Source organism: Streptomyces sp. NPDC017979 (assembly GCF_044328175.1).
In the GTDB taxonomy this organism is placed as follows: Bacteria; Actinomycetota; Actinomycetes; order Streptomycetales; family Streptomycetaceae; genus Streptomyces.
In genome coordinates this window covers 1,009,939-1,032,283 of the sequence record NZ_JBIRGU010000001.1, presented here as the reverse complement: position 1 = coordinate 1,032,283, position 22,345 = coordinate 1,009,939, and the positions used below count along the sequence as shown (strand labels likewise).

The 22,345-nt window shown below is 72.5% G+C and carries 17 protein-coding genes; 10 read left to right on the top strand and 7 right to left on the bottom strand.

Translation table 11 applies throughout. The features are described 5' to 3' along the window. Positions 1-152 precede the first annotated feature (152 nt). Positions 153-1,841, top strand: a complete 1,689-nt coding sequence (locus ACH4E8_RS04345) for a succinic semialdehyde dehydrogenase (RefSeq protein ID WP_398444190.1) — start codon at positions 153-155, stop codon at positions 1,839-1,841. A gap of 59 nt (positions 1,842-1,900) precedes the next feature. Continuing rightward, positions 1,901-3,916, top strand: coding sequence for a GMC family oxidoreductase N-terminal domain-containing protein (locus ACH4E8_RS04340; RefSeq protein WP_398444188.1), 2,016 nt, complete (start codon positions 1,901-1,903; stop codon positions 3,914-3,916). A 779-nt stretch (positions 3,917-4,695) separates the two neighbouring features. Here ACH4E8_RS04340 and ACH4E8_RS04335 read toward each other — a convergent pair. Next, positions 4,696-5,004 (bottom strand): chorismate mutase, encoded by a 309-nt coding sequence (locus tag ACH4E8_RS04335; protein ID WP_398444187.1) that lies wholly within the window; start codon positions 5,002-5,004, stop codon positions 4,696-4,698. Between the two features lie 319 nt (positions 5,005-5,323). Between ACH4E8_RS04335 and guaA the strand changes: the two genes are divergently transcribed. The 3 genes from guaA to ACH4E8_RS04320 all read left to right on the top strand — a co-directional run bounded on the left by guaA (position 5,324) and on the right by ACH4E8_RS04320 (position 8,583). Further along, positions 5,324-6,919 (top strand): glutamine-hydrolyzing GMP synthase, encoded by a 1,596-nt coding sequence (gene guaA / locus ACH4E8_RS04330; RefSeq protein WP_398444185.1) that lies wholly within the window; start codon positions 5,324-5,326, stop codon positions 6,917-6,919. 105 nt (positions 6,920-7,024) lie between these two features. Further along, on the top strand, positions 7,025-7,867 hold the full coding sequence (locus ACH4E8_RS04325; RefSeq protein ID WP_398444183.1) for a class II aldolase/adducin family protein: 843 nt from the start codon (positions 7,025-7,027) through the stop codon (positions 7,865-7,867). A 182-nt stretch (positions 7,868-8,049) separates the two neighbouring features. Then, on the top strand, positions 8,050-8,583 hold the full coding sequence (locus tag ACH4E8_RS04320) for a DoxX family protein (protein ID WP_398444181.1): 534 nt from the start codon (positions 8,050-8,052) through the stop codon (positions 8,581-8,583). Here the strand turns inward: ACH4E8_RS04320 and ACH4E8_RS04315 are convergent. Together ACH4E8_RS04315 and ACH4E8_RS04310 are read right to left on the bottom strand one after the other, a co-directional pair. After that, on the bottom strand, positions 8,490-8,840 hold the full coding sequence (locus ACH4E8_RS04315; RefSeq protein WP_398444180.1) for a hypothetical protein: 351 nt from the start codon (positions 8,838-8,840) through the stop codon (positions 8,490-8,492). The genes ACH4E8_RS04320 and ACH4E8_RS04315 overlap by 94 nt on opposite strands. Continuing rightward, on the bottom strand, positions 8,827-10,164 hold the full coding sequence (locus tag ACH4E8_RS04310) for a PspC domain-containing protein (protein ID WP_398444178.1): 1,338 nt from the start codon (positions 10,162-10,164) through the stop codon (positions 8,827-8,829). The genes ACH4E8_RS04315 and ACH4E8_RS04310 overlap by 14 nt, the downstream gene beginning before the upstream one ends. A gap of 167 nt (positions 10,165-10,331) precedes the next feature. Here ACH4E8_RS04310 and ACH4E8_RS04305 point away from each other — a divergent pair, with 167 nt between their 5' ends. Both ACH4E8_RS04305 and ACH4E8_RS04300 read left to right on the top strand, forming a co-directional pair. After that, a complete protein-coding gene (locus ACH4E8_RS04305; protein ID WP_398444176.1) occupies positions 10,332-11,630 on the top strand; it encodes a PspC domain-containing protein in 1,299 nt (432 codons plus the stop codon). Continuing rightward, on the top strand, positions 11,627-12,346 hold the full coding sequence (locus ACH4E8_RS04300; RefSeq protein WP_398444174.1) for a LuxR C-terminal-related transcriptional regulator: 720 nt from the start codon (positions 11,627-11,629) through the stop codon (positions 12,344-12,346). Before ACH4E8_RS04305 ends, ACH4E8_RS04300 begins: the two co-directional genes overlap by 4 nt. A 54-nt stretch (positions 12,347-12,400) precedes the next feature. On the opposite strand, the gene ACH4E8_RS04295 is transcribed toward ACH4E8_RS04300, so the two are convergent. Next, complete coding sequence (locus ACH4E8_RS04295) at positions 12,401-13,441, bottom strand: NlpC/P60 family protein (RefSeq protein WP_398444172.1); 1,041 nt, start codon at positions 13,439-13,441, stop codon at positions 12,401-12,403. 274 nt (positions 13,442-13,715) lie between these two features. Here ACH4E8_RS04295 and ACH4E8_RS04290 point away from each other — a divergent pair, with 274 nt between their 5' ends. Together ACH4E8_RS04290 and pcrA are read left to right on the top strand one after the other, a co-directional pair. Next, entirely contained in the window at positions 13,716-14,069 is a 354-nt protein-coding gene (locus ACH4E8_RS04290; protein ID WP_398444170.1) for a hypothetical protein, read from the top strand. A 157-nt stretch (positions 14,070-14,226) separates the two neighbouring features. Beyond that, entirely contained in the window at positions 14,227-16,728 is a 2,502-nt protein-coding gene (gene pcrA, locus ACH4E8_RS04285; RefSeq protein ID WP_398444168.1) for a DNA helicase PcrA, read from the top strand. A 67-nt stretch (positions 16,729-16,795) separates the two neighbouring features. Here pcrA and ACH4E8_RS04280 read toward each other — a convergent pair whose 3' ends face one another. Then, positions 16,796-18,322: a M23 family metallopeptidase gene (locus ACH4E8_RS04280; protein ID WP_398444166.1), complete on the bottom strand. Its 1,527-nt coding sequence runs from the start codon at positions 18,320-18,322 to the stop codon at positions 16,796-16,798. Positions 18,323-18,541: 219 nt separating this feature from the next. Further along, a complete protein-coding gene (locus ACH4E8_RS04275) occupies positions 18,542-19,480 on the bottom strand; it encodes an esterase/lipase family protein (RefSeq protein WP_398444164.1) in 939 nt (312 codons plus the stop codon). A 285-nt stretch (positions 19,481-19,765) separates the two neighbouring features. Here ACH4E8_RS04275 and ACH4E8_RS04270 point away from each other — a divergent pair, with 285 nt between their 5' ends. After that, positions 19,766-20,179, top strand: coding sequence for a cobalamin B12-binding domain-containing protein (locus tag ACH4E8_RS04270; RefSeq protein ID WP_398444161.1), 414 nt, complete (start codon positions 19,766-19,768; stop codon positions 20,177-20,179). Between the two features lie 404 nt (positions 20,180-20,583). On the opposite strand, the gene ACH4E8_RS04265 is transcribed toward ACH4E8_RS04270, so the two are convergent. Beyond that, positions 20,584-22,275 (bottom strand): DUF5691 domain-containing protein, encoded by a 1,692-nt coding sequence (locus ACH4E8_RS04265; protein ID WP_398444159.1) that lies wholly within the window; start codon positions 22,273-22,275, stop codon positions 20,584-20,586. Positions 22,276-22,345 lie beyond the last annotated feature (70 nt).

Here is a 22,345-nt window from a genome sequence, read left to right as displayed (position 1 = left end):
CGGACGGCGGCGGGGCGGCGCGGGCCGGTGTCCTTGACGACGCCCCTGATCAGGGCTTATTCGGCCAGTGATCGCTGGCGTGGTCCAGGGTTCGGCCAAAAGCTGTTACCGACGGGTACCCAAAGGGTCGGTCGGGGCATACGCTCGGCCACATGACCGACTCGAAGGCCCCGACCACCCTCGACGGCGCCGGCGGTGAGGACGGCGGGCGCGCCGACCGCGGCACCACGGGCACTCCCGGCCCCACCGCCACCATCGGCACCAACCCCACGGCCCCCGCGCCGACCCGTGCGCGCACCGCGGCCGACGTGGTGACGCCCGAGGTGGTGGCCCAACTGACCCGCGGAGTCGTCGGTTCCGGACGGACGGCCAACCACACCCCCTTCACCGGTGCCAAGCTGGCCGACCTGCCAGAGTCCACGCCCGAAGACGTCGCCGAGGCGTTCGCCCTGGCCCGCGCCGCCCAGCCGGTCTGGGCCGCCACCCCGGTGCGCACCCGCGCCGCCGTCCTGCTGCGCTTCCACGACCTGATGCTCCAGCGGCAGGCCGAGGTCCTCGACCTCATCCAGTTGGAGACCGGCAAGGCCCGGATGCACGCCCACGAGGAGATCCAGGCCGTCGCCGTCGCCGCCCGGCACTACGGCCGCCGCGCCGCCGCGTATCTGCGTCCCAAGCGCCACGCCGGCGTCGTCCCGGTGCTGACGAAGACCACCGAACTGCGCCAGCCGCGCGGCGTCGTCGGCCAGATCGCCCCCTGGAACTACCCGCTGGAGCTCTCCGTCGGCGACGCGCTGCCCGCCTTCGTCGCCGGCAACGCGGTCGTGATGAAGCCCGACACGGAGACCGCGCTGACCGCCCTGTGGGCGCGTGACCTGCTGATCGAGGCCGGTCTCCCGCCGGCGGTCTGCCAAGTCGTGCTCGGCGACGGCCCGGTCGTGGGGCCCGAGGTCGTCAAGCACGCCGACTACGTCTCGTTCACCGGCTCCACCCGCACCGGGCGCGAGGTCGCCCAGGCCGCCGCCGCCCGACTCGTCGGCGTCTCCCTCGAACTGGGCGGCAAGAACGCCATGCTCGTGCTGCACGACGCCGACGTGGAGAAGGCCGCGGCGGGCGCGGTGCGCGCCTGCTTCTCCTCCGCGGGACAGCTCTGCATCTCGATCGAGCGGCTGTACGTCCACGAGTCGATCGCGGACGACTTCGTCGAGCGGTTCGCGGCGCGCACCAGGGCGATGCGGCTCGGGACGTCCCTCGCGTACGGGGCCGACATGGGGTCCCTCGTCGGCGAACGGCAGTTGGAGACCGTGACCCGGCACGTCGAGGAGGCCGTGGCCAAGGGCGCGACCGTCGTCGCCGGCGGCGTCGCCCGCCCCGACGTCGGCCCCCTCTTCTTCGAGCCGACGATCCTCGAAGGGGTCGAGCCGCCGATGGCGGTGTGCACCGAGGAGACCTTCGGCCCGGTCGTGTCGATCTACCGCTTCAGCGACGAGGAAGACGTCGTCGAGCGCGCCAACGCGACGTCGTACGGACTGAACGCGAGCGTCTGGACGCGGGACGGCAAGCGGGGCCACGCGATCGCGGCCCGGCTGCGCACCGGGACGGTCAACATCAACGAGGGGTACGCGCCGGCGTACGGCAGCGTCCAGTCCCCGATGGGCGGCATGAAGGACTCCGGCCTGGGCCGGCGCCACGGTTCGGAGGGCATCCTCAAGTTCACCGAGGCGCAGACGGTGTCCCAGCAGCGGCTCATGCCGTTGGGGCCGTCGTTCGGCATGGACGACGAGAAGTACGCGGCCCTGATGAACCGTTCGCTGCGGCTGATGAAGACCTTCCGGCTGCGCTGACCGTCTGACCGGCCCCTCGGCCGCCCGCCCGGTCCGCCCCTTTCGTACGGAGGAGAGCCATGTCCCAGGTGCCCCCTGCCCGAAAACACCCCGGGGAGCCGGCGGTTGAGGAGCGCGACGGCGACCGCGACGGCAAGGAAGGCCATGACTGCGAATACGAAGACGAATACGAGAACGAATACGACTACGACTACGACGTCATCGTCATCGGGTCCGGCTTCGGCGGCTCCGTCTCCGCGCTGCGGCTCACCGAGAAGGGCTACCGCGTCGGAGTCCTCGAAGCCGGCCGCCGCTTCACCCGTGCCACCCTGCCCAAGAACTCCTGGGACCTGAAGAACTTCCTGTGGGCCCCGGCGCTCGGCCTCTACGGCATCCAGCGCATCCACCTGCTCGGCAACGTGATGGTGCTGGCGGGCGCCGGCGTGGGCGGCGGCTCCCTCAACTACGCCAACACCCTCTACGTACCGCCCGCCGCGTTCTTCCAGGACCCGCAGTGGAAGGACATCGCCGACTGGCAGGGCGAACTCGCCCCGTACTACGACCAGGCCCGGCGCATGCTCGGCGTCCGGCTCAACCCGACGATGACGCCGTCCGACGTGCACCTGAAGGCGGCCGCCGACGCGATGGGCATCGGCGACACCTTCCACCCGGCGCCCGTCGGCGTCTTCTTCGGCGACGGCGCCGACGGCTGCGGCGTCACGGCGGCCCCCGGCGACGGCGCCCCCGACCCGTACTTCGGCGGCGTCGGCCCCGCGCGCCGCGCCTGCGTCCAGTGCGGCGAGTGCATGACCGGCTGCCGCCACGGCGCCAAGAACACCCTGAACGAGAACTACCTCCACCTCGCCGAGCGGGCGGGCGCCGTCGTCCACCCGATGACGACCGCGGTCACCCTCACCGAGGACTCCCGCGGCGGATACGCCGTCGGCACCCTGCCCACCGACGACCGCAGGAAGGGGAAGGGGCGGGTGCTGCGCGCCCGGCGGGTGGTCGTCGCCGCCGGCACGTACGGCACCCAGAGCCTGTTGCACCGGATGAAGGACACCGGTCTGCTGCCCCGGATCTCGCCCCGCCTCGGCGAACTGACCCGGACGAACTCCGAAGCCCTGGTGGGGGCGCAGACCGAGGACCGGCGCTACCGCAAGCGCCACGGCGCGCCCCGGGTGGACTTCACCCGCGGGGTGGCCATCACCTCCTCCGTCCACCCCGACGCCGACACCCACATCGAGCCCGTGCGGTACGGCAGGGGCTCCAACGCCATGGGGCTGTTGACGACGCTCCAGGTCCCGTACCGCACCACCGCCCGCGGCCGGGTCACCGGCTGGCTCGGCGGCATGGTCCGCCACCCGGTGCTCGCGCTGCGCACCCTCTCCCAGCGCCGCTGGTCGGAGAAGACCCTGATCCAACTCGTCATGCAGTCGCTGGACAACTCCCTCACCACGTACCGCAAACCGGCCGGCGTCGGGAAGGGCCTGCTGACCGCGCGCCAGGGCCACGGCGCGCCCAACCCGAACCAGATCCCGGCGGCGACCCGGGCGGCGACCGCGCTGGCCGAGGAGATCAACGGCTTCGCCGGGTCGAACGTCGGGGAGCTGATGGGCACCCCGCTGACGGCCCACTTCCTGGGCGGCTGCCCGATCGGCGCCGACCCGGCGTCGGGCGTCATCGACCCGTACCACCGGCTGTACGGGCACCCGGGGATCTCGGTCGTGGACGGCGCGGCCGTCACCGCGAACCTGGGCGTCAACCCGTCCCTGACGATCACCGCGCAGGCGGAGCGGGCGATGGCGCTGTGGCCGAACCGGGGCGAGGCGGACGGGCGGCCCGCGCCGGGGGAGCCGTACCGGCGGCTGGCACCGGTGGCACCGCGGTCGCCCGCGGTGCCCGACGACGCGTTCGGTGCGCTACGGCTGACGGACCTCGGGATGCCGACGGTGCCGCCCGTGCGCACTCCGGAGACCGGGACCGAAGCGGAAAGCGGGACCGGAACGGAAGGCGGGACCGAAGCGGAAAGCGAAGCCGGAACGGAAAGCGGAGCCGAGGGCGGCGGCTGCGCGCGGCCGGAAATCGACGCTTGAGTCGAGCCGGACCCTGAGCCGGCCGGACCCCGAGGCGAGCCGGACGCCGAGCCCGGCCCTGAGGTACATCCAGCGGCCTGGGAAAGGGAGGGGCCGCTGCACCCCCCTCCGAGTGCAGCGGCCCCCACGACCGCGCGTGGTGCGAGCACACAGACGTGGCTGTTGGTGCGCGGTGGATGACCTCTACGACCCTTGTCCCGCCGAAACGGTTGCAGTCGGACTGATGAAAACTTTATGTGGCCTAGGTCACTGGATGGTGACTCCGGGCGTCGTGGGCGGCCCCGGCCGACCGGGCATGACGCCGACCGCGCAAGACAAGGGCCCCGCGGGGTGCGCGCCGCGGGGCCCTTGGTGGTCAGCACCGACGTCAGGGCGTCGTCGGTGCCGAGGCGCGGCGCCGGGGGGTTGCGCCGCGACGGAACTGGTCTGGAGTGGTGGAGCCGTGGCCCCGTCGATCCTCGTGCCCCGCCCGGCCTGGACCCTGCCGGACGTGGAGGCATCGTGGGGGAGCGGCTGCGCGCCGCGCAACCGGGGGGACCGGATTGCGGCCGGTTCCGGGCGTCCCCGGAACCGGCCGCGGGGGTGACCGGGCTGCTGTCCCCTGCCGTCCGGTCACGCGCGCTGGTGCGAGGTCCCACGACGTACTGCGTACGTCACACGCTCCAGCGAGCCACGCGTGGATTTCCCTTTCGGGCCGCCCCTGGCTGGCACGGACATCGGTACCAACGAAGCCCCGTCGCCGACGGTCACGCGCCGTACGGGTGAGAGCGGACCCGAACTCAGATGCGGCCCCGACACAGCTCCAGCAGCGTCATCGCGAGCGCGGTGCCGGGCTTCCCGAGGGCGTCGCGGAAGTGGCCGAGGACCTCCATCTCGCGGGAGAGGTTCACCCGGCGGCCGCCGGAGGCGATCCGGGCGTCCTGGATCACCGCGGAGACGGCCATCCGTTCCTGGACGAGGCCGATGATCCGGTCGTCCAGGGCGTCGATGCGCTGTCGGGCGGAGCCGATCAGCTCCGCGGCCTCGGGGGTGCGGGCGCCCGTGGTCTCCGTCACTTCGGCGGTGCCGGCGGTGGTGCTCGTGGTCATGGTGTGGCTCCTCGGGGTTCGTTGCGGGGCGGTCGCGACGTCGCGGTCTCCCGTGGAGCACCCGGTCCGGTCACTGCGGTCCGGAAAACGACGGGCGCCCCGGGCCGAAGCCGGCCCGGGGCGCCTGGGAAGTCGTGTGTCAGCGGATCACACGCACGACCGTGGCAGCCGGACGGGCCGGTTGCCATAGGTAAAGACGGAGGTCGTGTGGTGACGCATGGGGGACAGTATGGCCCCGGTCGCCGGCCCGGGACAACGCGGGGGGCCGGTAGAATCGGCTACACCGACCCCCGCCCAGACCCCCGCCGGAAGGCCGCCAGTGTCATCAGCGTCCCCCGCTGCCGCGCCCACCGTCGCCGATGTAGTACTCGTCGTCGACTTCGGTGCGCAGTACGCCCAGCTCATCGCCCGCCGCGTCCGTGAGGCACGGGTCTACAGCGAGATCGTCCCGTCCACGATGCCCGTGGCCGAGATGCTGGCCAAGAAGCCCAAGGCGATCATCCTCTCCGGCGGGCCCTCGTCCGTCTACGCGGAGGAGGCGCCCACCCTCGACCGCGCGCTCTTCGAGGCCGGGGTCCCCGTCTTCGGCATGTGCTACGGCTTCCAGCTGATGGCCACCACCCTCGGCGGCACCGTCGACAACACCGGCGCGCGCGAGTACGGCCGCACCGGGCTGCACGTCGCCAAGACCGGCTCGACCCTCTTCGAGGGCACCCCGGCCGAGCAGGAAGTGTGGATGTCGCACGGCGACGCCTGCTCCGCCGCGCCCGAGGGCTTCACCGTCACCGCGTCCACGGACCTCGTGCCCGTCGCCGCCTTCGAGAACGACGAGAAGCGGCTGTACGGCGTGCAGCACCACCCCGAGGTGATGCACTCCACCTACGGCCAGCAGGTGCTGGAGCACTTCCTGTACCGGGGCGCCGGGATCCAGCCCACCTGGACCACCGGCAACGTCATCGAGGAGCAGGTCGCGGCCATCCGCGAGCAGGTCGGGACCAAGCGCGCCATCTGCGGGCTCTCCGGCGGCGTGGACTCCGCGGTGGCCGCCGCCCTGGTGCACAAGGCCATCGGCTCCCAGCTGACCTGCGTGTACGTCGACCACGGGCTGATGCGCAAGGGCGAGACCGAGCAGGTCGAGAAGGACTTCGTCGCGGCCACCGGCGTGCAGCTGAAGGTCGTCGACGCCGAGGAGCGCTTCCTGTCCGCGCTCGCCGGGGTCTCCGACCCCGAGGAGAAGCGGAAGATCATCGGCCGGGAGTTCATCCGGGTCTTCGAGAAGGCGCAGGCCGAGATCGTCGCCGAGGGCGCGGCCGACGGCGAAGAGGTCGCCTTCCTCGTCCAGGGCACGCTCTACCCGGACGTCGTCGAGTCCGGCGGCGGCACCGGCACCGCGAACATCAAGTCCCACCACAACGTGGGCGGGCTCCCGGAGGACCTGGAGTTCCAGCTCGTGGAGCCGCTGCGCCAGCTCTTCAAGGACGAGGTCCGGATGGTCGGCCAGGAGCTGGGCCTGCCGGACGAGATCGTCCAGCGGCAGCCCTTCCCCGGCCCCGGCCTCGGCATCCGCATCGTCGGCGAGGTCACCCGCGAGCGGCTCGACCTGCTGCGCGAGGCCGACGCCATCGCCCGCGAGGAGCTGACGGCGGCCGGTCTCGACCGGGACATCTGGCAGTGCCCGGTGGTGCTGCTCGCCGGCGTCCGCAGCGTCGGCGTCCAGGGCGACGGCCGGACGTACGGGCACCCGATCGTGCTCCGCCCCGTCTCCTCCGAGGACGCGATGACGGCGGACTGGACGCGGATGCCGTACGACGTGCTCGCCCGGATCTCGACGCGGATCACGAACGAGGTCGCCGACGTCAACCGGGTCGTGCTGGACGTCACCAGCAAGCCGCCGGGCACCATCGAGTGGGAGTGAGCCCTCGGGGTCACTGAGACGTACGTGCGCGGCTCCGACAGGGGCCGCGCACGTCTCTGTTCCACCTCTCTGTTCACCTGCGGGGACGCGCGCTAACTTCCGCGCATGACGCAGACGCCCGCCCGCACTCCGTCCCCGTCCCCCTTCCCCGGCCCGCTGCCCGCCCCGCCTCCCGTCCCCGTCGAACGGCTCGCCTTCGCCCTCCCGCCGAGCCACGACGACCCCGAAGCCGAGCGCGCGCACCGCAAGGAACGCCTCGCCGGAGCGCTCCGGATCTTCGCGCGGCTGGGGTACGAGGACGGGGTGTCCGGCCACGTCACGGCACGGGACCCGGTGTACCGGGACTGCTTCTGGGTCAATCCGTTCGGCCTGCCCCTCGCCCTGGTCACGGCGGACGACCTGCTGCTGGTCAACGAACGGGGGCAGGTCGTCGAGGGCGGCCACCGCGTCAACCAGGCCGCCTTCGCCGTGCACGCCCAGATCCATCTGGCCCGGCCGGACGTGGTCGCCGTCGCCCACACCCACACCGTCCACGGGCGCGCCCTCGCCGCCCTCGGCGAACTCGTCGAGCCCCTCACCCAAGAAGCGTGCGCCTTCTACGAGGACCACGCCCTGGTCGACGCGTACACCGGGGTCGCCGTGGACGTACCGGAGGGCCGCCGCATCGCCGACGCGCTGGGCCCGTACAAGGCGCTCGTCCTGCGCAACCACGGGCTGCTGACGGTCGGCGGCTCCGTGGACGCGGCGGCCTGGTGGTTCATCACCATGGAGCGCTGCGCCCGGGTGCAGCTCACGGCCCGCGCCGCCGGCAAGCCCACGCTGATCCACCGCCGGGACGCCCTGGCCACCCGCGAACAGCTCGGCACCGACCTCGTCGCCTGGATCAGCTACCAACCCCTGTGGCACCGCTGGGGCGCCCCCGCCCCCGCCCCCGAAGCCGGGACCTGACGGACCGGCCCGGAGGGACGTTCGGCCGATCGACTCGACCACCCGGTGAAAAACCTCCCACCGCCACCGATCCGTTCGGCGTCGCCATACGTATTGGTCAACAGAGCTCACCCAACGGGGATACGTATAGAACGACAGCGGGTCCGACGGCTCGGACGCGCCCATCGAAGGCAGGACCAGCAATGACACACACCTTTCCCACGGGGCCGGCCGGACACGGCGGCCTGGGCGGCGGGCCGGGCGGCGTCCGCGGAGTGAAGGACCAGGCGGCGCGGTACGCCCTGCTGCCGCTGCGGATCTTCCTCGGCGTCACCTTCATCTACGCCGGGCTCGACAAGCTCACCGACAGCAAGTTCTTCGCCGACAGCGGCACCGGATCCGTCGGCGACCTGATGCGCGGCGTACGCGACACCTCGGCCGTGCCCTGGCTGGTGGACCTCGCCCTCAAGAGCCCCGAGAGCTTCGGCTACGCCATCGCCCTCGGTGAACTCGCCGTCGGCATCGGCACCCTCCTCGGCCTGCTGGCCCGGATCGCCGCGCTCGGCGGAGCGCTGATCTCGCTGAGCCTGTGGCTGACCGTCAGCTGGCAGGTCGAGCCGTACTACTACGGCAACGACCTGATCTATCTGATGGCCTGGCTGCCGCTGCTGCTCGGCGGGGCTCCGGTGCTGTCGGTGGACGCGCTGATCGCGGACCGCCGACGGCGCATCACATAGTGCACGGTGCCCACCGTGCCGGCCAGGAGCAGCCCGCCGAAGACCACCGGGAAGACCACGAACCAGGGGGTGTGCCAGGCGTCGGCCGCGTCGCCCGCGAAGAGTACCGCCGCGGCCAGCACCGACTGACCCGCCAGCGCCTTCCCCAGCCGGAAGGGGTGCAGATACCTGCGGCGCGGCCGGTCGCCGCCCGCCGGTCCGACTCCCGGGGTTCGGGCGTCGACCGTCGGATCGAACTGCACGTCAGGACGCGGCACGGGTCACCTCCACTTGTCCGACGCCCACCTCAAGGCGGAGCTCGAAACCACCGGACTCCTTCGCCCCCTTCGGCGCGGGCAGCGTCTTCGAACGCGCCTGGCCGGGGGAGATGTCGATGTCGTTCTTCGGGTCGTCGGGGAAGGTGATGTCCCCCACGCCGGCCTCGGCGCTCAGCTTCACCGGGGCGTTCGCCGGGAGGACGACCTTCAGCTTGCCCATGCCGACCTCGCCCTTGGTCGACAAGGTCTGACCGGGCGGCACGACCAGGGTCGACAGATCGAGGGTGCCGACGCCCGAACCCAACTCGTACCGCGGCTGGAGGGCCGTCGGGGAGGCGGGCTTCCAGGACGTCTCCCGCCAGTTCGTACTGATCTCCTTGGGCAGGGCCGCGGAGCCCGCCAGCAGCAGGGCGGCGGCGACGGTCAGCACGATCGTGCCGAAGCCGGTGCGTCCCAGGAAGGAGCTGAGGGCCAGGCCGAGGCCGAGGACGGCCAGCGCGGCCGTGAAACCGATCTGCAGGCTCGTCCCCAGCGGATGGCGGTCCCAGCTGAGGACGATGCCGAGGACGCAGGCGACCACCGCGAGATTGCCGACCGCGCCGCCGATCGAATGGGGGCCGCGGGAGATCCGGGGACTCCATTTGCGCGTCCCCCCGCTCCACAGCGGCTTGCGCGACCGCTCGCCGGCCTCCTCCTCCGGGCCCCAGAGGTAGGCCGTCGGCGTACCCGGCGGGGCCACCCCGCCGCCCCTGGCGACCGGGTCCCGCCACCAGGACGGGCTCTCCGGCACGGGCGGCGCCTTCGTCTCCGGCGGGGCGTCCGACACCGCGTGCGCCGTGGCCGCGTCGAGCGGGGCGCCGTCGGGCGCGGCCGTACGACGCCGGGACCACACCGAGATCCCTATGGCGGCCACCGCGAGCTGGGCGGCGAAGACGAGCGTCCCCCGGCTGTTCAACATCGTGAGGAACAGGCCGCAGCCGATGAGGGCGAGGAACACGGCCGTCAGCGCGGCCCCGTCGACCCGGCCGCCCAGCAGCCGGCGGCCCTCGCTCTCCTCCTCGCCCTGCATCGGCATCAGCAGCCACGCGAACCCGTAGAAGATCAGACCGAAGCCGCCGGTGACCGCGAGCACGCCGATCACCACGCGGAACACCACCGGATCCACGTCGCAATACCGCCCGAGACCGCTGCAGACACCGCCGATGACCTTGTGGTCCGGGTCACGGCGCAGCTGGCGGAAGCCGCCGGGCAGCCCGGCGGCGGGCGCCGTGGCAGCCGTGTCGTCCTGCGGCCCGGGAGGGGCGGCGCTGGTCTGCTGGTTCATACGTCCATGGTGACGGTCGCGGGCCGCCGGCGGGAGCGGGGGCGACCCTGGCCCGTCCCTGATATCCGGACCCTGACTACCGGGGGGCGTCCCCCGCTCGACCTCAGGGTCGTTCTCCGGGTCGCCCCTGATACCGGTCCCGGGCCCGTCCGTGTGACGATCGATGCATGCCCGTCGCCCCGCCCCGCACGCCTCCCACGTCCTCCCGCGCCGCAGCGCCCGAGGACGTGCCGCTGCGCCGGCTCTACCGCAGCGCCGACGGGCGGCTGTTGGGCGGAGTGGCCCGCGGCCTCGCCGGACATCTGGGCGTGCCCGTGGTCTGGGTGCGGCTGGTCTTCCTCGCCCTGCTCATGGCGGACGGCCTCGGGATACTGCTGTACGCGGCGTTCTGGGTCGTCGTCCCGCTCGGCGTCGGCGGGCGCACCGTCGAGCCGCGCTCCCTCTTCGAAGTCGCGGACGACGGCCGGCGCCGGCTCCGCAAGCCGGACAAGGGCCAGGTGTTCGCGCTGATGGCCCTCGCCATCGGCTGTCTGATCTTCATCGGCGACCTGAACAACACCAGCCGCGCCAACCGATACGTCTGGCCGACGCTGCTGATCGGCGCCGGCGTGGTGCTGGTGTGGCGGCAGGCGGACAACGCCCGGCGGGCGAGCTGGACCGCCGCGGCCTCCCGCCGCCGCAGGCTGTTCCAGGTCGTCCGGGCGCTGGCCGGGGTGGCGCTCGTCGGCATGGGCCTGACCGTCTTCATGGTCGTCCGCGGCTCCGCGGCCCAGTTGGGGAACGTCCTGACGGCCGCGGTCGCCGTCGTCGCCGGGATCGCCCTGCTCGCCGGACCCTGGCTGGTGCGGATGACGCAGGACCTCTCCGACGAGCGGACGATGCGCATCCGCGCCCAGGAGCGGGCGGAGGTCGCCGCCCACGTCCACGACTCCGTACTGCACACCCTCACCCTGATCCAGCGCAGGGCCGAGGACCCCGGCGAGGTCCGCCGCCTCGCCCGCGCCCAGGAGCGCGAGCTGCGGAACTGGCTGTACAAACCGGAGGGCACCGGCAAGGAGGAGGCCGAGGAGCCCGAGACCCTGGCGGAGGCCGTCAAGCGGGCCGCGGCCGAGGTCGAGGACAAGCACGGCGTCCCGCTGGAGGTTGTTGTCGTCGGCGATTGCCCCCTCGACGACAAGCTGTCCGCCTGCATGCAGGCCGCCCGCGAAGCGATGGTCAACGCGGCCAAGTACGGTGGCGAGGGCGGCGCCGTCCAGGTCTTCGCGGAGGTCGAGGGGCGTACGGTGTTCGTCTCCGTACGGGACCGGGGGCCGGGCTTCGACCTGGACTCCGTGCCGGACGACAGAATGGGCGTCAGGGAATCGATCATCGGCCGGATGCAGCGCAACGGCGGGACGGCCCGGCTCACCTCGGCGCCCGGGGAGGGCACGGAAGTGGAGCTGAGCATGGAGAGGGCGGACGGATGACCAACCCGAACACGGACGCGGCGGGCCCCGGCGGGGCGACGGACGGCGGCCCGGAGCGCCGGGTGCGGGTGGTCCTCGTCGACGACCACCGCATGTTCCGCACCGGCGTCCAGGCGGAGATCGGACAGACCGAGCGCACCGGCGTCGAGGTCGTCGGCGAGGCCGCCGACGTGGACCAGGCCGTCACCGTGATCACCGCCACCCGCCCCGAGGTCGTCCTGCTGGACGTGCACCTGCCGGGCGGCGGCGGCGTCGAGGTGCTGCGCCGCTGCGCGCCCCTGATGGCGGCGTCCGAGCAGCCGGTGCGGTTCCTGGCGCTGTCGGTGTCCGACGCCGCCGAGGACGTCATCGGCGTGATCCGCGGCGGCGCCCGCGGCTACGTCACCAAGACGATCACCGGTACCGACCTGGTGGATTCGATCTTCCGCGTCCAGGAGGGCGACGCCGTCTTCTCGCCGCGGCTGGCCGGCTTCGTCCTCGACGCCTTCGCCTCCACCGACGCCCCGCCCGTGGACGAGGACCTCGACCGGCTCACCCAGCGCGAGCGCGAGGTGCTGCGGCTGATCGCCCGGGGGTACGCGTACAAGGAGATCGCCAAGCAGCTCTTCATCTCCGTGAAGACGGTCGAGTCGCACGTCTCCGCGGTGCTGCGCAAGCTCCAACTGTCCAATCGCCACGAGCTGACCCGCTGGGCGACCGCACGGCGCCTCGTCTGACGCGGGTTCGCTCAGGCAGGCGAGCCCAGTAGGGCCCGGAGGAGAAGATCTAGGTCACGCCGGGCGGGTGGCGCCGGTGAAGGGCATGTCGTCGATCGACGCGATCCGTACCGGTGCGCCGGGGCGGGGTGCGTGGACCATCCGGCCGCCCCCGACGTACAGCCCCACGTGGCTGATCCCGGGATAGAAGAAGACCAGGTCACCGGGGGCGAGTTCGGAGCGGGACACCCGCTTGCCCGCGTCGATCTGGGTGTACGTCGTCCGCGGCAGCGAGATGCCCGCCGCCCGCCACGCCGCCTGGGTCAGCCCGGAGCAGTCGTACGACGCGGGCCCCGTCGCGCCCCACACGTACGGCTTGCCGAGCGCCCCGTACGCGTACGCCACGGCCCGCGCCGCCCGCTGGCCCGTCGCGCCGACCGCGGCCGGCGCCGCCGTGGACGGGGCGTCCTGCGGTGCGTCGTACGCCGCCCGCTGCTCCGCCGTGAGCTGCGCCAACAGGCTCTCGGCGGCGGCCAGCTTGCGCTGCACCGAGCTCTTGTGGCCGGCCAACTCGGTCTGCCGGGCCTTCAGTTCGGCTGCCTGCCGATCCGCCGTCCGCTTGAGCTGGTCGATCCCCACGAGCTGCTGCCGCACCCGGGAGACGGCCGCCGCCTGCCGGTCGCCGACGCGCTGGGCGAGCGCGGCCCGCTCCAGGTACTCGTCCGGGTCGGACGTCAGCGCGATGCGCAGCCCGGCGTCCATGGTGCCGGCGCGGTACTGGGCGGTGGCGATCGAACCGAGGGCGTTGCGGGTCGAGTTGAGCCGGTCCGTCCTGCGGGCGGCTTCGTCGCGCAGCCGGTCCAGCTCCCGGCGCGCCCGGTCGGCCTGTTCCTTGGCGCCGTTGTACTCCTCGGTCGCCGCCTCCGCCTCCTGGTAGAGCTTGTCGACCCGGGCCTTGATCTGCGCGGGCGTGGGCGCGGTGTCCGCCGCTCCGGTGCCGTTGAACGCCGTGGCGGTCGCCGCGCCGGCCAGCGCCAGGGTGGTGGCGGTCCTGGCGGCGGGGCGCCCGGCGAACGGGTACCGCCGCTGCTGCCTGGTCTTGCGGTGCGCTGCCACGGGGGCGTCCACGTCCTTCCGGTGGTCGGGCGGTCGATCGGTTGATCGACGGATGAGGTCTTGGACGGTGGGTGCGTCCGGGGCAGGACGCTAGGCGCGAGGTAACGGATCGGAGGCGGAACGACCGGTTCTGTCCGAAGATGGCCAACCCCTGACACGTTCGGTGAACTGTCGGTCACCATGGGTGTGCGTCGCCTGTGCTGGAGTGACCGATGCGGCGAATGAGGCCCACCTGACCTGAAGGGGGTGGTATGGCGCTGGTTAGGCTCCGCCCATGGACGTACTCATCAATGTCTTCGTGGCCCTGCACGTCATCGGCATCGCCTCGCTGCTCGGCGGGTTCCTCACCCAGATGAAGGCGATAGGCGCGGGCACCGCCCGCTTCACCCCGGCGATGCTGCACGGCGCGCTGACGATGCTGGTCACCGGCGTCGCCCTGGTCGGGCTCAACCAGGCCGACGACCAGGCGGTGAACAACGTCAAGATCGCAGTGAAGATGGCCGTCCTGGTGGTGATCCTCGCGCTGGTGTACGTCAAGCGGGACGAGGAGCAGGTGGACAAGGCGCTCTTCGGTGCGGTCGGCGGCCTCACGACGGCGAACATCTTCATCGCCACCCTGTGGACCTGAGCCGGCCCGATCGGCCCCGGCGCCCGCCTCGGACGGCGGACCCGCAGGTCACCCGGTGAATCGGACGACCGCCCTCCGGTGACGCCGGACGGGCGGTGCGGCCCCTTTCGTCAGGGGGCCGCGGACTGTCAGTGCCGAGGCATAGACTCAGAGAGCGATGAGCAGCCTCTTTGACGAAGACTTCCTGGCGAACCTCCAGCCCTCCGCGGAGGAGCCCCCGCCGCCCCCCGAGGACCACGAGGACCCGGAGGGTCACGCCCGGGAGGAGGTCCCGGACGACCTCTTCCAGGGCGCCTACGACGTGCCGCCGGCCCGCGAGGCGTACTACCGCGACGGCGCCGCCCGCCCCGTCGTCGATCCGGACGCCCTGCTGGAGGGGTTGAACGAGCAGCAGCGCGCCGCCGTCGCCCACACCGGCTCGCCCCTGCTCATCGTGGCCGGCGCCGGCTCCGGCAAGACCCGGGTGCTCACCCACCGCATCGCCCACCTCCTCGCCACCCGCCGGGTCCACCCCGGCGAGATCCTCGCGATCACCTTCACCAACAAGGCCGCCGGCGAGATGAAGGAGCGCGTCGAGCAGCTCGTCGGCCCGCGGGCCAACGCGATGTGGGTCTCCACCTTCCACAGCGCCTGCGTCCGCATCCTGCGCCGCGAGTCCAAGAAGCTCGGCTTCACCTCGTCGTTCTCGATCTACGACGCCGCCGACTCCAAGCGGTTGATGGCCCTGGTCTGCCGCGACCTCGACCTGGACCCGAAGAAGTTCCCGCCGAAGTCCTTCAGCGCCCAGGTCTCGAACCTGAAGAACGAACTCGTCGACGAGGAGACGTTCGCGGACAGGCTTGGGGGCACCTCCCAGGCCGAAGGCTCTGGGGGAGGGTTCGAGAAGACGTTGGCCGAGGCGTACCGGATGTACCAGGCGCGGCTGCGCGAGGCCAACGCCCTGGACTTCGACGACATCATCATGACGACGGTCCACCTCCTCCAGGCGTTCCCCGACGTCGCCGAGCACTACCAGCGCCGCTTCCGCCACGTCCTCGTCGACGAGTACCAGGACACGAACCACGCCCAGTACACCCTGGTGCGCGAGCTGGTGGGCACCGGCCACGAGGACCTGGCCCCCGCCGAGCTGTGCGTCGTCGGCGACGCCGACCAGTCGATCTACGCCTTCCGCGGCGCCACGATCCGCAACATCCTCCAGTTCGAGGAGGACTACCCCGACGCCACCACGATCCTGCTGGAGCAGAACTACCGTTCCACGCAGACGATCCTCTCCGCCGCCAACGCCGTCATCGAGCGCAACGAGAGCCGTCGCCCCAAGAACCTGTGGACGAACGCCGGCGAGGGCGCCCGGATCACCGGCTACGTCGCCGACACCGAGCACGACGAAGCGCAGTTCGTCGCCGACGAGATCGACCGGCTCACCGACGCGGGCGACGCCAAGGCCGGCGACGTCGCCGTCTTCTACCGGACGAACGCCCAGTCCCGGGTCTTCGAGGAGATCTTCATCCGCGTCGGCCTGCCGTACAAGGTCGTCGGCGGCGTCCGCTTCTACGAGCGCAAGGAAGTCCGGGACGTCCTCGCCTACCTGCGGGTCCTCGCCAACCCCGAGGACAACGTCCCCCTGCGCCGCATCCTCAACGTCCCCAAGCGCGGCATCGGCGAGCGCGCCGAAGCGATGGTGGACGCCCTCGCCCTGCGCGAGAAGATCACCTTCCCGCAGGCGCTGCGGCGCGTGGACGAGGCGTACGGCATGGCCGCCCGCTCGGCGAACGCGGTCAAGCGGTTCAACGCGCTGATGGAGGAGTTGCGCACGATCGTGGACTCCGGCGCCGGCCCGGCCGTCGTCCTCGAAGCCGTCCTGGAGCGCACCGGCTACCTCGCCGAACTCCAGGCGTCCACCGACCCCCAGGACGAGACCCGCATCGAGAACCTCCAGGAGCTGGCCGCCGTCGCCCTGGAGTTCGAGCAGGCCCGCACGGACGAGGAGGGCGCCGGCACCCTCGCCGAGTTCCTGGAGCAGGTCGCCCTCGTCGCAGACTCCGACCAGATCCCGGACGAGGACGAGGAGGGTGCGGGCGTCATCACGCTGATGACGCTGCACACCGCGAAGGGCCTGGAGTTCCCGGTGGTGTTCCTCACCGGCATGGAGGACGGCGTCTTCCCGCACATGCGCGCCCTCGGCCAGACGAAGGAGTTGGAGGAGGAGCGCCGGCTCGCGTACGTGGGCATCACGCGCGCCCGCGAGCGGCTGTACTTGACGCGTTCGTCGATGCGGAGCGCCTGGGGCCAGCCGTCGTACAACCCTCCGTCGCGCTTCTTGGAGGAGATCCCGGTCCAGCACCTGGAGTGGAAGCGCACCGGGCCGATGGGCGCGCCCGCCGGGGCGACGTCCGGGTCGCGGTTGCCGTCCATGCCGTCCATGGCGTCGGGCGGTTCGTCGCGGCGCGCCGCCCAGTCCCGGTTCGCCACCGGGCGCGGGGCGTCCGAGAAGCCGGTCATCGCGCTGGCGATCGGCGACCGCGTCACGCACGACCAGTTCGGCCTCGGGACCGTGATCGAGGTCAAGGGAACGGGTTCGGACGCGCAGGCGACGATCGACTTCGGGGACACCAAGCCCAAGCGCCTGCTGCTGCGTTACGCACCCGTCGAGAAGCTGTAAGGGCCACTTGTGGTGGCGGCCGGGCGACGTGGGCGCCCGGCCGCCTTCCCGATTGCGGGGGCGGCGGTCAGAGGGGGTTGAGGCCCTTGCTCTGGAGCCAGGTCAGCGGGTTGATGTGCGAGCCGCCGCCGGGGCGCACCTCGAAGTGGAGGTGCGGGCCGGTGGAGTTGCCGGAGTCGCCCGCGTATCCGATGACGTCGCCGGCCTTCACCTTGCCGGAGCGGATCTTGGCGCTCGCGAGGTGGCAGTACCAGGTCTCGGTGCCGTCGGGGGCGGTGACGATGACCATGTTCCCGTACGCCGGGTTGATCTGGGTGCGCACGGTGCCGTCGGTCGCGGCCATCACCTCGGCGCCGTAGGACACGGGGAAGTCGATGCCCGTGTGCAGGGCCATCCAGTTGACGCCGGAATCGCCGTAGTACGTGCTCAGGCCCTTCTGCGCCACGGGGAGGGCGAACTTGGGCCGCAGCGCCTCCTTGCGCTTGGCCTCCTCCAGGCGCTTCTGCCGCTCCGCCTCCTGGCGGGCCTTCAGGTCGATGCGCTCCTGGGTGCGGGAGGCGCGGTCGCCGAAGTCGCGGGCGTCGGCGCTGAGCGCGGCGAGTTGGGTGTCCATCTTGCTGTTCGCCGCCACGTTCTCGACGGGCGTGGTGTCGGCGGCGGCCAGCGTGGTGGTGTCGTCCTTCTTCGGCTCGGTGCCGCCGAGGCCGCCGACGGACGCGGCGGCGATGCCGGCCACGCCCATGACGCAGGCGGACGGCACGGCGACGGTGAGCAGCGCGGAGCGCTTGGCGGGCGTACGGCGCCGGCCGCGGCTGCCGCCACCGGAGTTGCGGCGGGCCGTGCGCGTCGCGGCGGGGTCGTGCGTCCGGGCGGGCTCGGTGCCGATGCCCTCGTCGAGGGCGTACGGAGAGTCGGCGTACGAGGCGTCGAGGTGGTCCGCGGCGACGGCGACGCTCACGGTGTCAGCGGTGTGGACGGCGTCGACGGCGTCGATGACGGCCGTGGAGTCCACGGCGGCCGCGGTGTCGACGCTGCCGTGGAAGGACGGGTCCGTGCCGTACTGCGGCGCGACTTCGTCCGCCGCCTCGGTGCCGAACTCCTGCACCCCGTCGGGGAACTCCTGCTCCGGCGCGTACTGCGGCGGTACGAGCGGAAGGGGTTCGGCCTCGACGGCGCCGTTCCAGGCGGTGGCGTCGTAGCTGCCGGAGTCGAAGGTCGGGCCGGTCCAGGTGCCGGTGGTGTCGTACGTGAAGGCGGCCGCGGCGTTCTCGAACTGCCCGGTCTGGCCGGACTGGTTCCACGCGGCGGCGTCCCACTGGCCGGTGGTGTCGTACCCGTCCGCGGTGCCGTGCCGGGGCGACGCGTAGGCGTCGTAGCCGCCGTAACCCGTGGCGGTCGGCGTGGCCGAAGTGGTGTGATGGGAACCGGTGTCCCAGGCGGAGGCGTCGTACTGACCGCTGTGGCCTGCGTCGTAGTCGGCGGCCGGGGTCGGATTCGCCGTTCCGGGGAGTGCACCGAAGAGCGGGTCGGTGTCAAAGCTGCCCGTGGGGTAGGCGTCGTGGCCGTACCCGGCGTGGGCGTGCTGGTCGTTCACCAACTTCTCTCTCGCCTTGGCAACAGGACCGCTGGATTCTGGGGCCGAAGAAGCTGGCGGGACCCAGAGGGGAACCAGTGGCGGCGACTGTACCCGGCAGTATGCGACGCCGACAATCTTCCGCTGGTTTTGCGCGGTCAGGAAACGGGCATTCGAGCGCCTTTCGGTGGGACGGGGGGACAGCTTTGGCCGTACGTTCGAAATTCGTTCGACGGATCGTCACCTGAAGTGAGCCTTTGGGGTGAACCTGTGAGCGGATTCGTCGTCGGTCGCGGGCCCCTGGAGCGCCTCGCGGATGCGGGCGGCGACGGCGGGGTGGACCAGCAGGGCGAGATGGCCGATCCCGCTGACCCGGACGTTCTCCACGAGCAGGTCGGGGTGGTCCAGCCGGGCCGTCTCCACCGGGGCCATCAGGTGGTCCAACTCGCTCCAGACGGAGACGAACCGGGTGCGGCAGCCGGGGGTCGGACCGCCCAGATCGGCGATGACGGGGGAGTCCGGCCGCATCTGCCGGACGATGGGGTGCGCGCTGGCGAGGGCGGCGACGGTGGTGCCGGAGTGCGGGGTCCCGAGCGTCACCAGGGTCCGCACCCGACGGTCGCCGCCGAGGCGCTGGACGTAGTACCGCGCTATCAGGCCGCCGAGGCTGTGCCCGACGATGTCGACGTCCTCCCGGCCGGTCCGGGCGGTGATCTCCTCGACGTGCCGCCCCAGCAGCTCGGCCGCGGCGCGGATGTCGCAGGTCAGGGGGGAGTAGTTCAGGCACTCCAGATGGCCCCAGCCGTGCCGGGCGAGGAAGCGGCGGAGCAGGACGAAGACGGAGCGGTTGTCCACGAAGCCGTGCAGCATGACCACGGGCCGCGGGCCGGACGCGGCGGCCCCCGGCTCGTCGCTGCCGTTGCGGGCGGCGGGTGCCTTGGGCGGCGCGGCGTGCTCGGCGGTGAGCCCCGAGGGGTACAGCAGCAGGTGTCCGGCCAGGATCGCCAGCTCGAAGGCGGTGGCGCGGAGCGGTACGGGCAGCGACACGGAAGGTAGCCGCAGGTCGCGCGGTAGGTCGCAGATCTCGCGCAACTGGTCGACGGAGAGTCCGCGGGTGAGGAGCGGCCCGAGGTCTCCGAGGCCGGTGAGGGCCCGGGGGAAGAAAGGCAGAACCTGCATGGCCCACCTCCGTCCGGCGACGGGAGGCGACGCTGTCTCCCGTACGCCCTGGTGGAGCCGCGCAAGCCCTGGGTGGGGCGCTGGTGCGGCTCCTCGGGCGACACGGCTGCCGCCGCGCCGGGTCGGGCATGACCCGGTCGGGGCGACGACGCCCGTTTTGCGTGTCCCCACATGTGATTTCCCCCTCCCGGTCCACCGCGAAACGGTCACGTGCGGGATGCTGTAGATAACGCTCGTTCACTCGGCGGCGCGGAGTCGCGGCGGAGTCAGTGTCTGGAGGCAGCGATGGGTGTGACCGGTCCGATCCGCGTGGTGGTGGCGAAGCCGGGTCTCGACGGCCACGACCGGGGCGCGAAGGTGATCGCGCGGGCGCTGCGGGACGCGGGCATGGAGGTGATCTACACGGGCCTCCACCAGACCCCGGAGCAGATCGTCGCCACCGCGATCCAGGAGGACGCGGACGCGATCGGCCTCTCCATCCTCTCCGGCGCGCACAACACGCTGTTCGCGAAGGTCATCGAGCTGCTGAAGGAGCGGGACGCGGAGGACATCGTGGTCTTCGGGGGCGGGATCATCCCGGAGGAGGACATCGCGCCGCTGAAGGGGCTGGGGGTGGCGGAGATCTTCACGCCGGGGGCGACGACGACGACGATCGTCGAATGGGTGCGCACGAATGTCCGCGAGCCCGCAGGCACCTGACCGCCCCCGGGCCCCTCGCCTCGGCCTCCCGTGCACACGACGCCCCCGCAGACGAGCCGCCTGCGGGGGCGTCGGGCGCTCGGGTGACGTACTCGCCGTAGTGCGGCGGGCGCGCTGGTCCGTGCGGATGCGTCGTGCCTTGTCGCGTGGTTCCTCCCCCTGTGTCCTGCGGGCACGGGGCACCCTCCCGCGCCTCTAAATCGCCCTGCGGGCGACAAGGGCGTGGTGGGCAAGGAGAGCTGCAACAGCAGACGCCGTTTGTGAAGAACCTCCCTACGTGGGCGGGGTGCACATCCGTGCAGATCACCGGGAGGAACTGGGTGGGCAACCCCCACCGGGCCGCAGGGCCAGGGCTTCCGCAGGGTAACGGCGAGTGCGTCACCTGGCGCTGGGGCGACGCGGGCTCACGTGTGGTCCGGGGTGAGTTCCTGGTGCATGGACTCGCGGAGGCGGAGCGTGGAGACCAGACGTTGGAACGCCTCGGACCAGTAGGCGGAGGCGCCCGGTGACGCGTTCGCCGGGTCCTCCCCGGGCGTCGTCAGGAGCGCCAGGCGACCTGCCTCCGCTGGGTCCAGGCAGCGTTCCGCCAGGCCCATGACGCCGCTGAAGCTCCATGGGTAGCTGCCGGCTTCGCGGGCTATCTCCAGGGCGTCGACCACCGAGTGGCCCAGGGGCTCGGACCAGGGGACCGCGCAGACTCCGAGGAGTTGGAAGGCGTCGGAGAGGCCGTGGGCGGATATGAAGTCGGCGACCCAGAGGGCCCGTTCGCCCTCGGGGAGGGTCGCCAGCAGTTTCGCCCGCTCGGCCAGGGACGACGTGCCGGGGCCCACCTCGGGGGGCGCGCCGGGGGTGCCGAGGAGGGCCCGGGCCCAGTTCGCGTCGCGCTGGCGGACCGCGGCCCGGCACCACGCCGCGTGCAGTTCGCCGGCCCAGTCGTCCGCCGCGGGCAGCGCGACGACCTCCTTGGGGGTGCGGCCGCCGAGCGCGCGGGACCACACGGCGAGCGGGGCCGCCTCCACGAGTTGGCCCAGCCACCAGGAGCGCTTGCCCCGGCCGGTGGGCGGCGTGGGCGCGACGCCGTCGCGCTGCATGGCCGCGTCGCACTCCTCGGGCGCCGCCACGACGATCGCCGGCTCCCCGCTGCTGGCCCGTTCCAGACGTACGCAGGCCGCCGCCCGCTTCGCCATGCGACCCGCGAGGGCGGAGCGGGGCAGCGCGGACAGCAGCTCCGCCGCCGTCGCCCGGACGTTGCGGCTGCGGTCCGCGAGCGCACGCTCCAAGAAGGGCTCGTCCGCGTCCGAGAGGCCCGTGCGCAAGGAGTCCAGGAACATCAGCCGGTCCTCGGCGCGCTCCGTCGCCCACGTCCCGCAGAGCAGGGCGAGGGCCCGGGCCGGGTCGTCCTCGCGTACGGCACCGAGCAGGGCGACGCGCTCGGCGAACAGCCCCTCGTCCCACAGCCGGTGCACCGCCTCCTCGTCCGTCGGGTCCGGCAGCAGCACGCCGCCGCCCGCCGAGCCGCGCAGGGCGAACTTCCACTCCGGATTGAACCGGGCCAGCCACAGCCCGCGCGCCCCGGCGAACGCGAGCGCCTGCGGCCTGAGGTCGGTCCTGGCGCGGGCTGCGTCCAGCAGCGCGGGCAACTGCGCCGACGGGGCCTGATAGCCCCGTTCATTGGCGGCGGCCAGCCACTGCGGCAACAGCTCCGTCAGATCCGGCGCGGCGCCGCGCCGGCCCGACGACGACGGCGCGGTGCGGTCCGCCAGCAGCAGCGCGAGCCGGCGGCGCGCGGCGGCGGGCAGCCGGGGGCGGTCGTCATCGGGCGCGGGCTCCGGGCGGGCCGCCGCCCGCGCCGGCAGCAGCCCGGCCCGACGGCGGACCGTGTGCAGGGCCGCGGCGTCCAACAGTGCGGCGGGTGCTTCCCTGCCCGGCGCCGTGAACTCCCCGGGCGGCGTACGACGGTCGGTCCCGAGCAGGGCGGAGGTGACCAACTCCTGCCAGCGGGCGGCCTCGTCGGCTTGCCCGCCGTCGCCGTCGCCATCGTCGACGGCGATGTGGATGTGGTCTGCGTCGGTCTGGTCGGCTTCGGTGCGGGTCATCGCGTCCTCCCCTGGAGACGGACCGTCAGGCGCTGGGGTCCCCCCACGCCCTCTGGGCGTAGGAGGCGGG

What these genes read in the sequence shown, in the direction of transcription:
- ACH4E8_RS04345 (WP_398444190.1), top strand. Translation starts at nt 153, where the DNA reads ATGACCGACTCGAAGGCCCCGACCACCCTCGACGGCGCCGGCGGTGAG.
- ACH4E8_RS04340 (WP_398444188.1), top strand. Translation starts at nt 1,901, where the DNA reads ATGTCCCAGGTGCCCCCTGCCCGAAAACACCCCGGGGAGCCGGCGGTT.
- ACH4E8_RS04335 (WP_398444187.1), bottom strand. Translation starts at nt 5,004, where the DNA reads ATGACCACGAGCACCACCGCCGGCACCGCCGAAGTGACGGAGACCACG.
- ACH4E8_RS04325 (WP_398444183.1), top strand. Translation starts at nt 7,025, where the DNA reads ATGACGCAGACGCCCGCCCGCACTCCGTCCCCGTCCCCCTTCCCCGGC.
- ACH4E8_RS04320 (WP_398444181.1), top strand. Translation starts at nt 8,050, where the DNA reads ATGACACACACCTTTCCCACGGGGCCGGCCGGACACGGCGGCCTGGGC.
- ACH4E8_RS04310 (WP_398444178.1), bottom strand. Translation starts at nt 10,164, where the DNA reads ATGAACCAGCAGACCAGCGCCGCCCCTCCCGGGCCGCAGGACGACACG.
- ACH4E8_RS04305 (WP_398444176.1), top strand. Translation starts at nt 10,332, where the DNA reads ATGCCCGTCGCCCCGCCCCGCACGCCTCCCACGTCCTCCCGCGCCGCA.
- ACH4E8_RS04300 (WP_398444174.1), top strand. Translation starts at nt 11,627, where the DNA reads ATGACCAACCCGAACACGGACGCGGCGGGCCCCGGCGGGGCGACGGAC.
- ACH4E8_RS04290 (WP_398444170.1), top strand. Translation starts at nt 13,716, where the DNA reads ATGGACGTACTCATCAATGTCTTCGTGGCCCTGCACGTCATCGGCATC.
- pcrA (WP_398444168.1), top strand. Translation starts at nt 14,227, where the DNA reads ATGAGCAGCCTCTTTGACGAAGACTTCCTGGCGAACCTCCAGCCCTCC.
- ACH4E8_RS04275 (WP_398444164.1), bottom strand. Translation starts at nt 19,480, where the DNA reads ATGCAGGTTCTGCCTTTCTTCCCCCGGGCCCTCACCGGCCTCGGAGAC.
- ACH4E8_RS04270 (WP_398444161.1), top strand. Translation starts at nt 19,766, where the DNA reads ATGGGTGTGACCGGTCCGATCCGCGTGGTGGTGGCGAAGCCGGGTCTC.
- ACH4E8_RS04265 (WP_398444159.1), bottom strand. Translation starts at nt 22,275, where the DNA reads ATGACCCGCACCGAAGCCGACCAGACCGACGCAGACCACATCCACATC.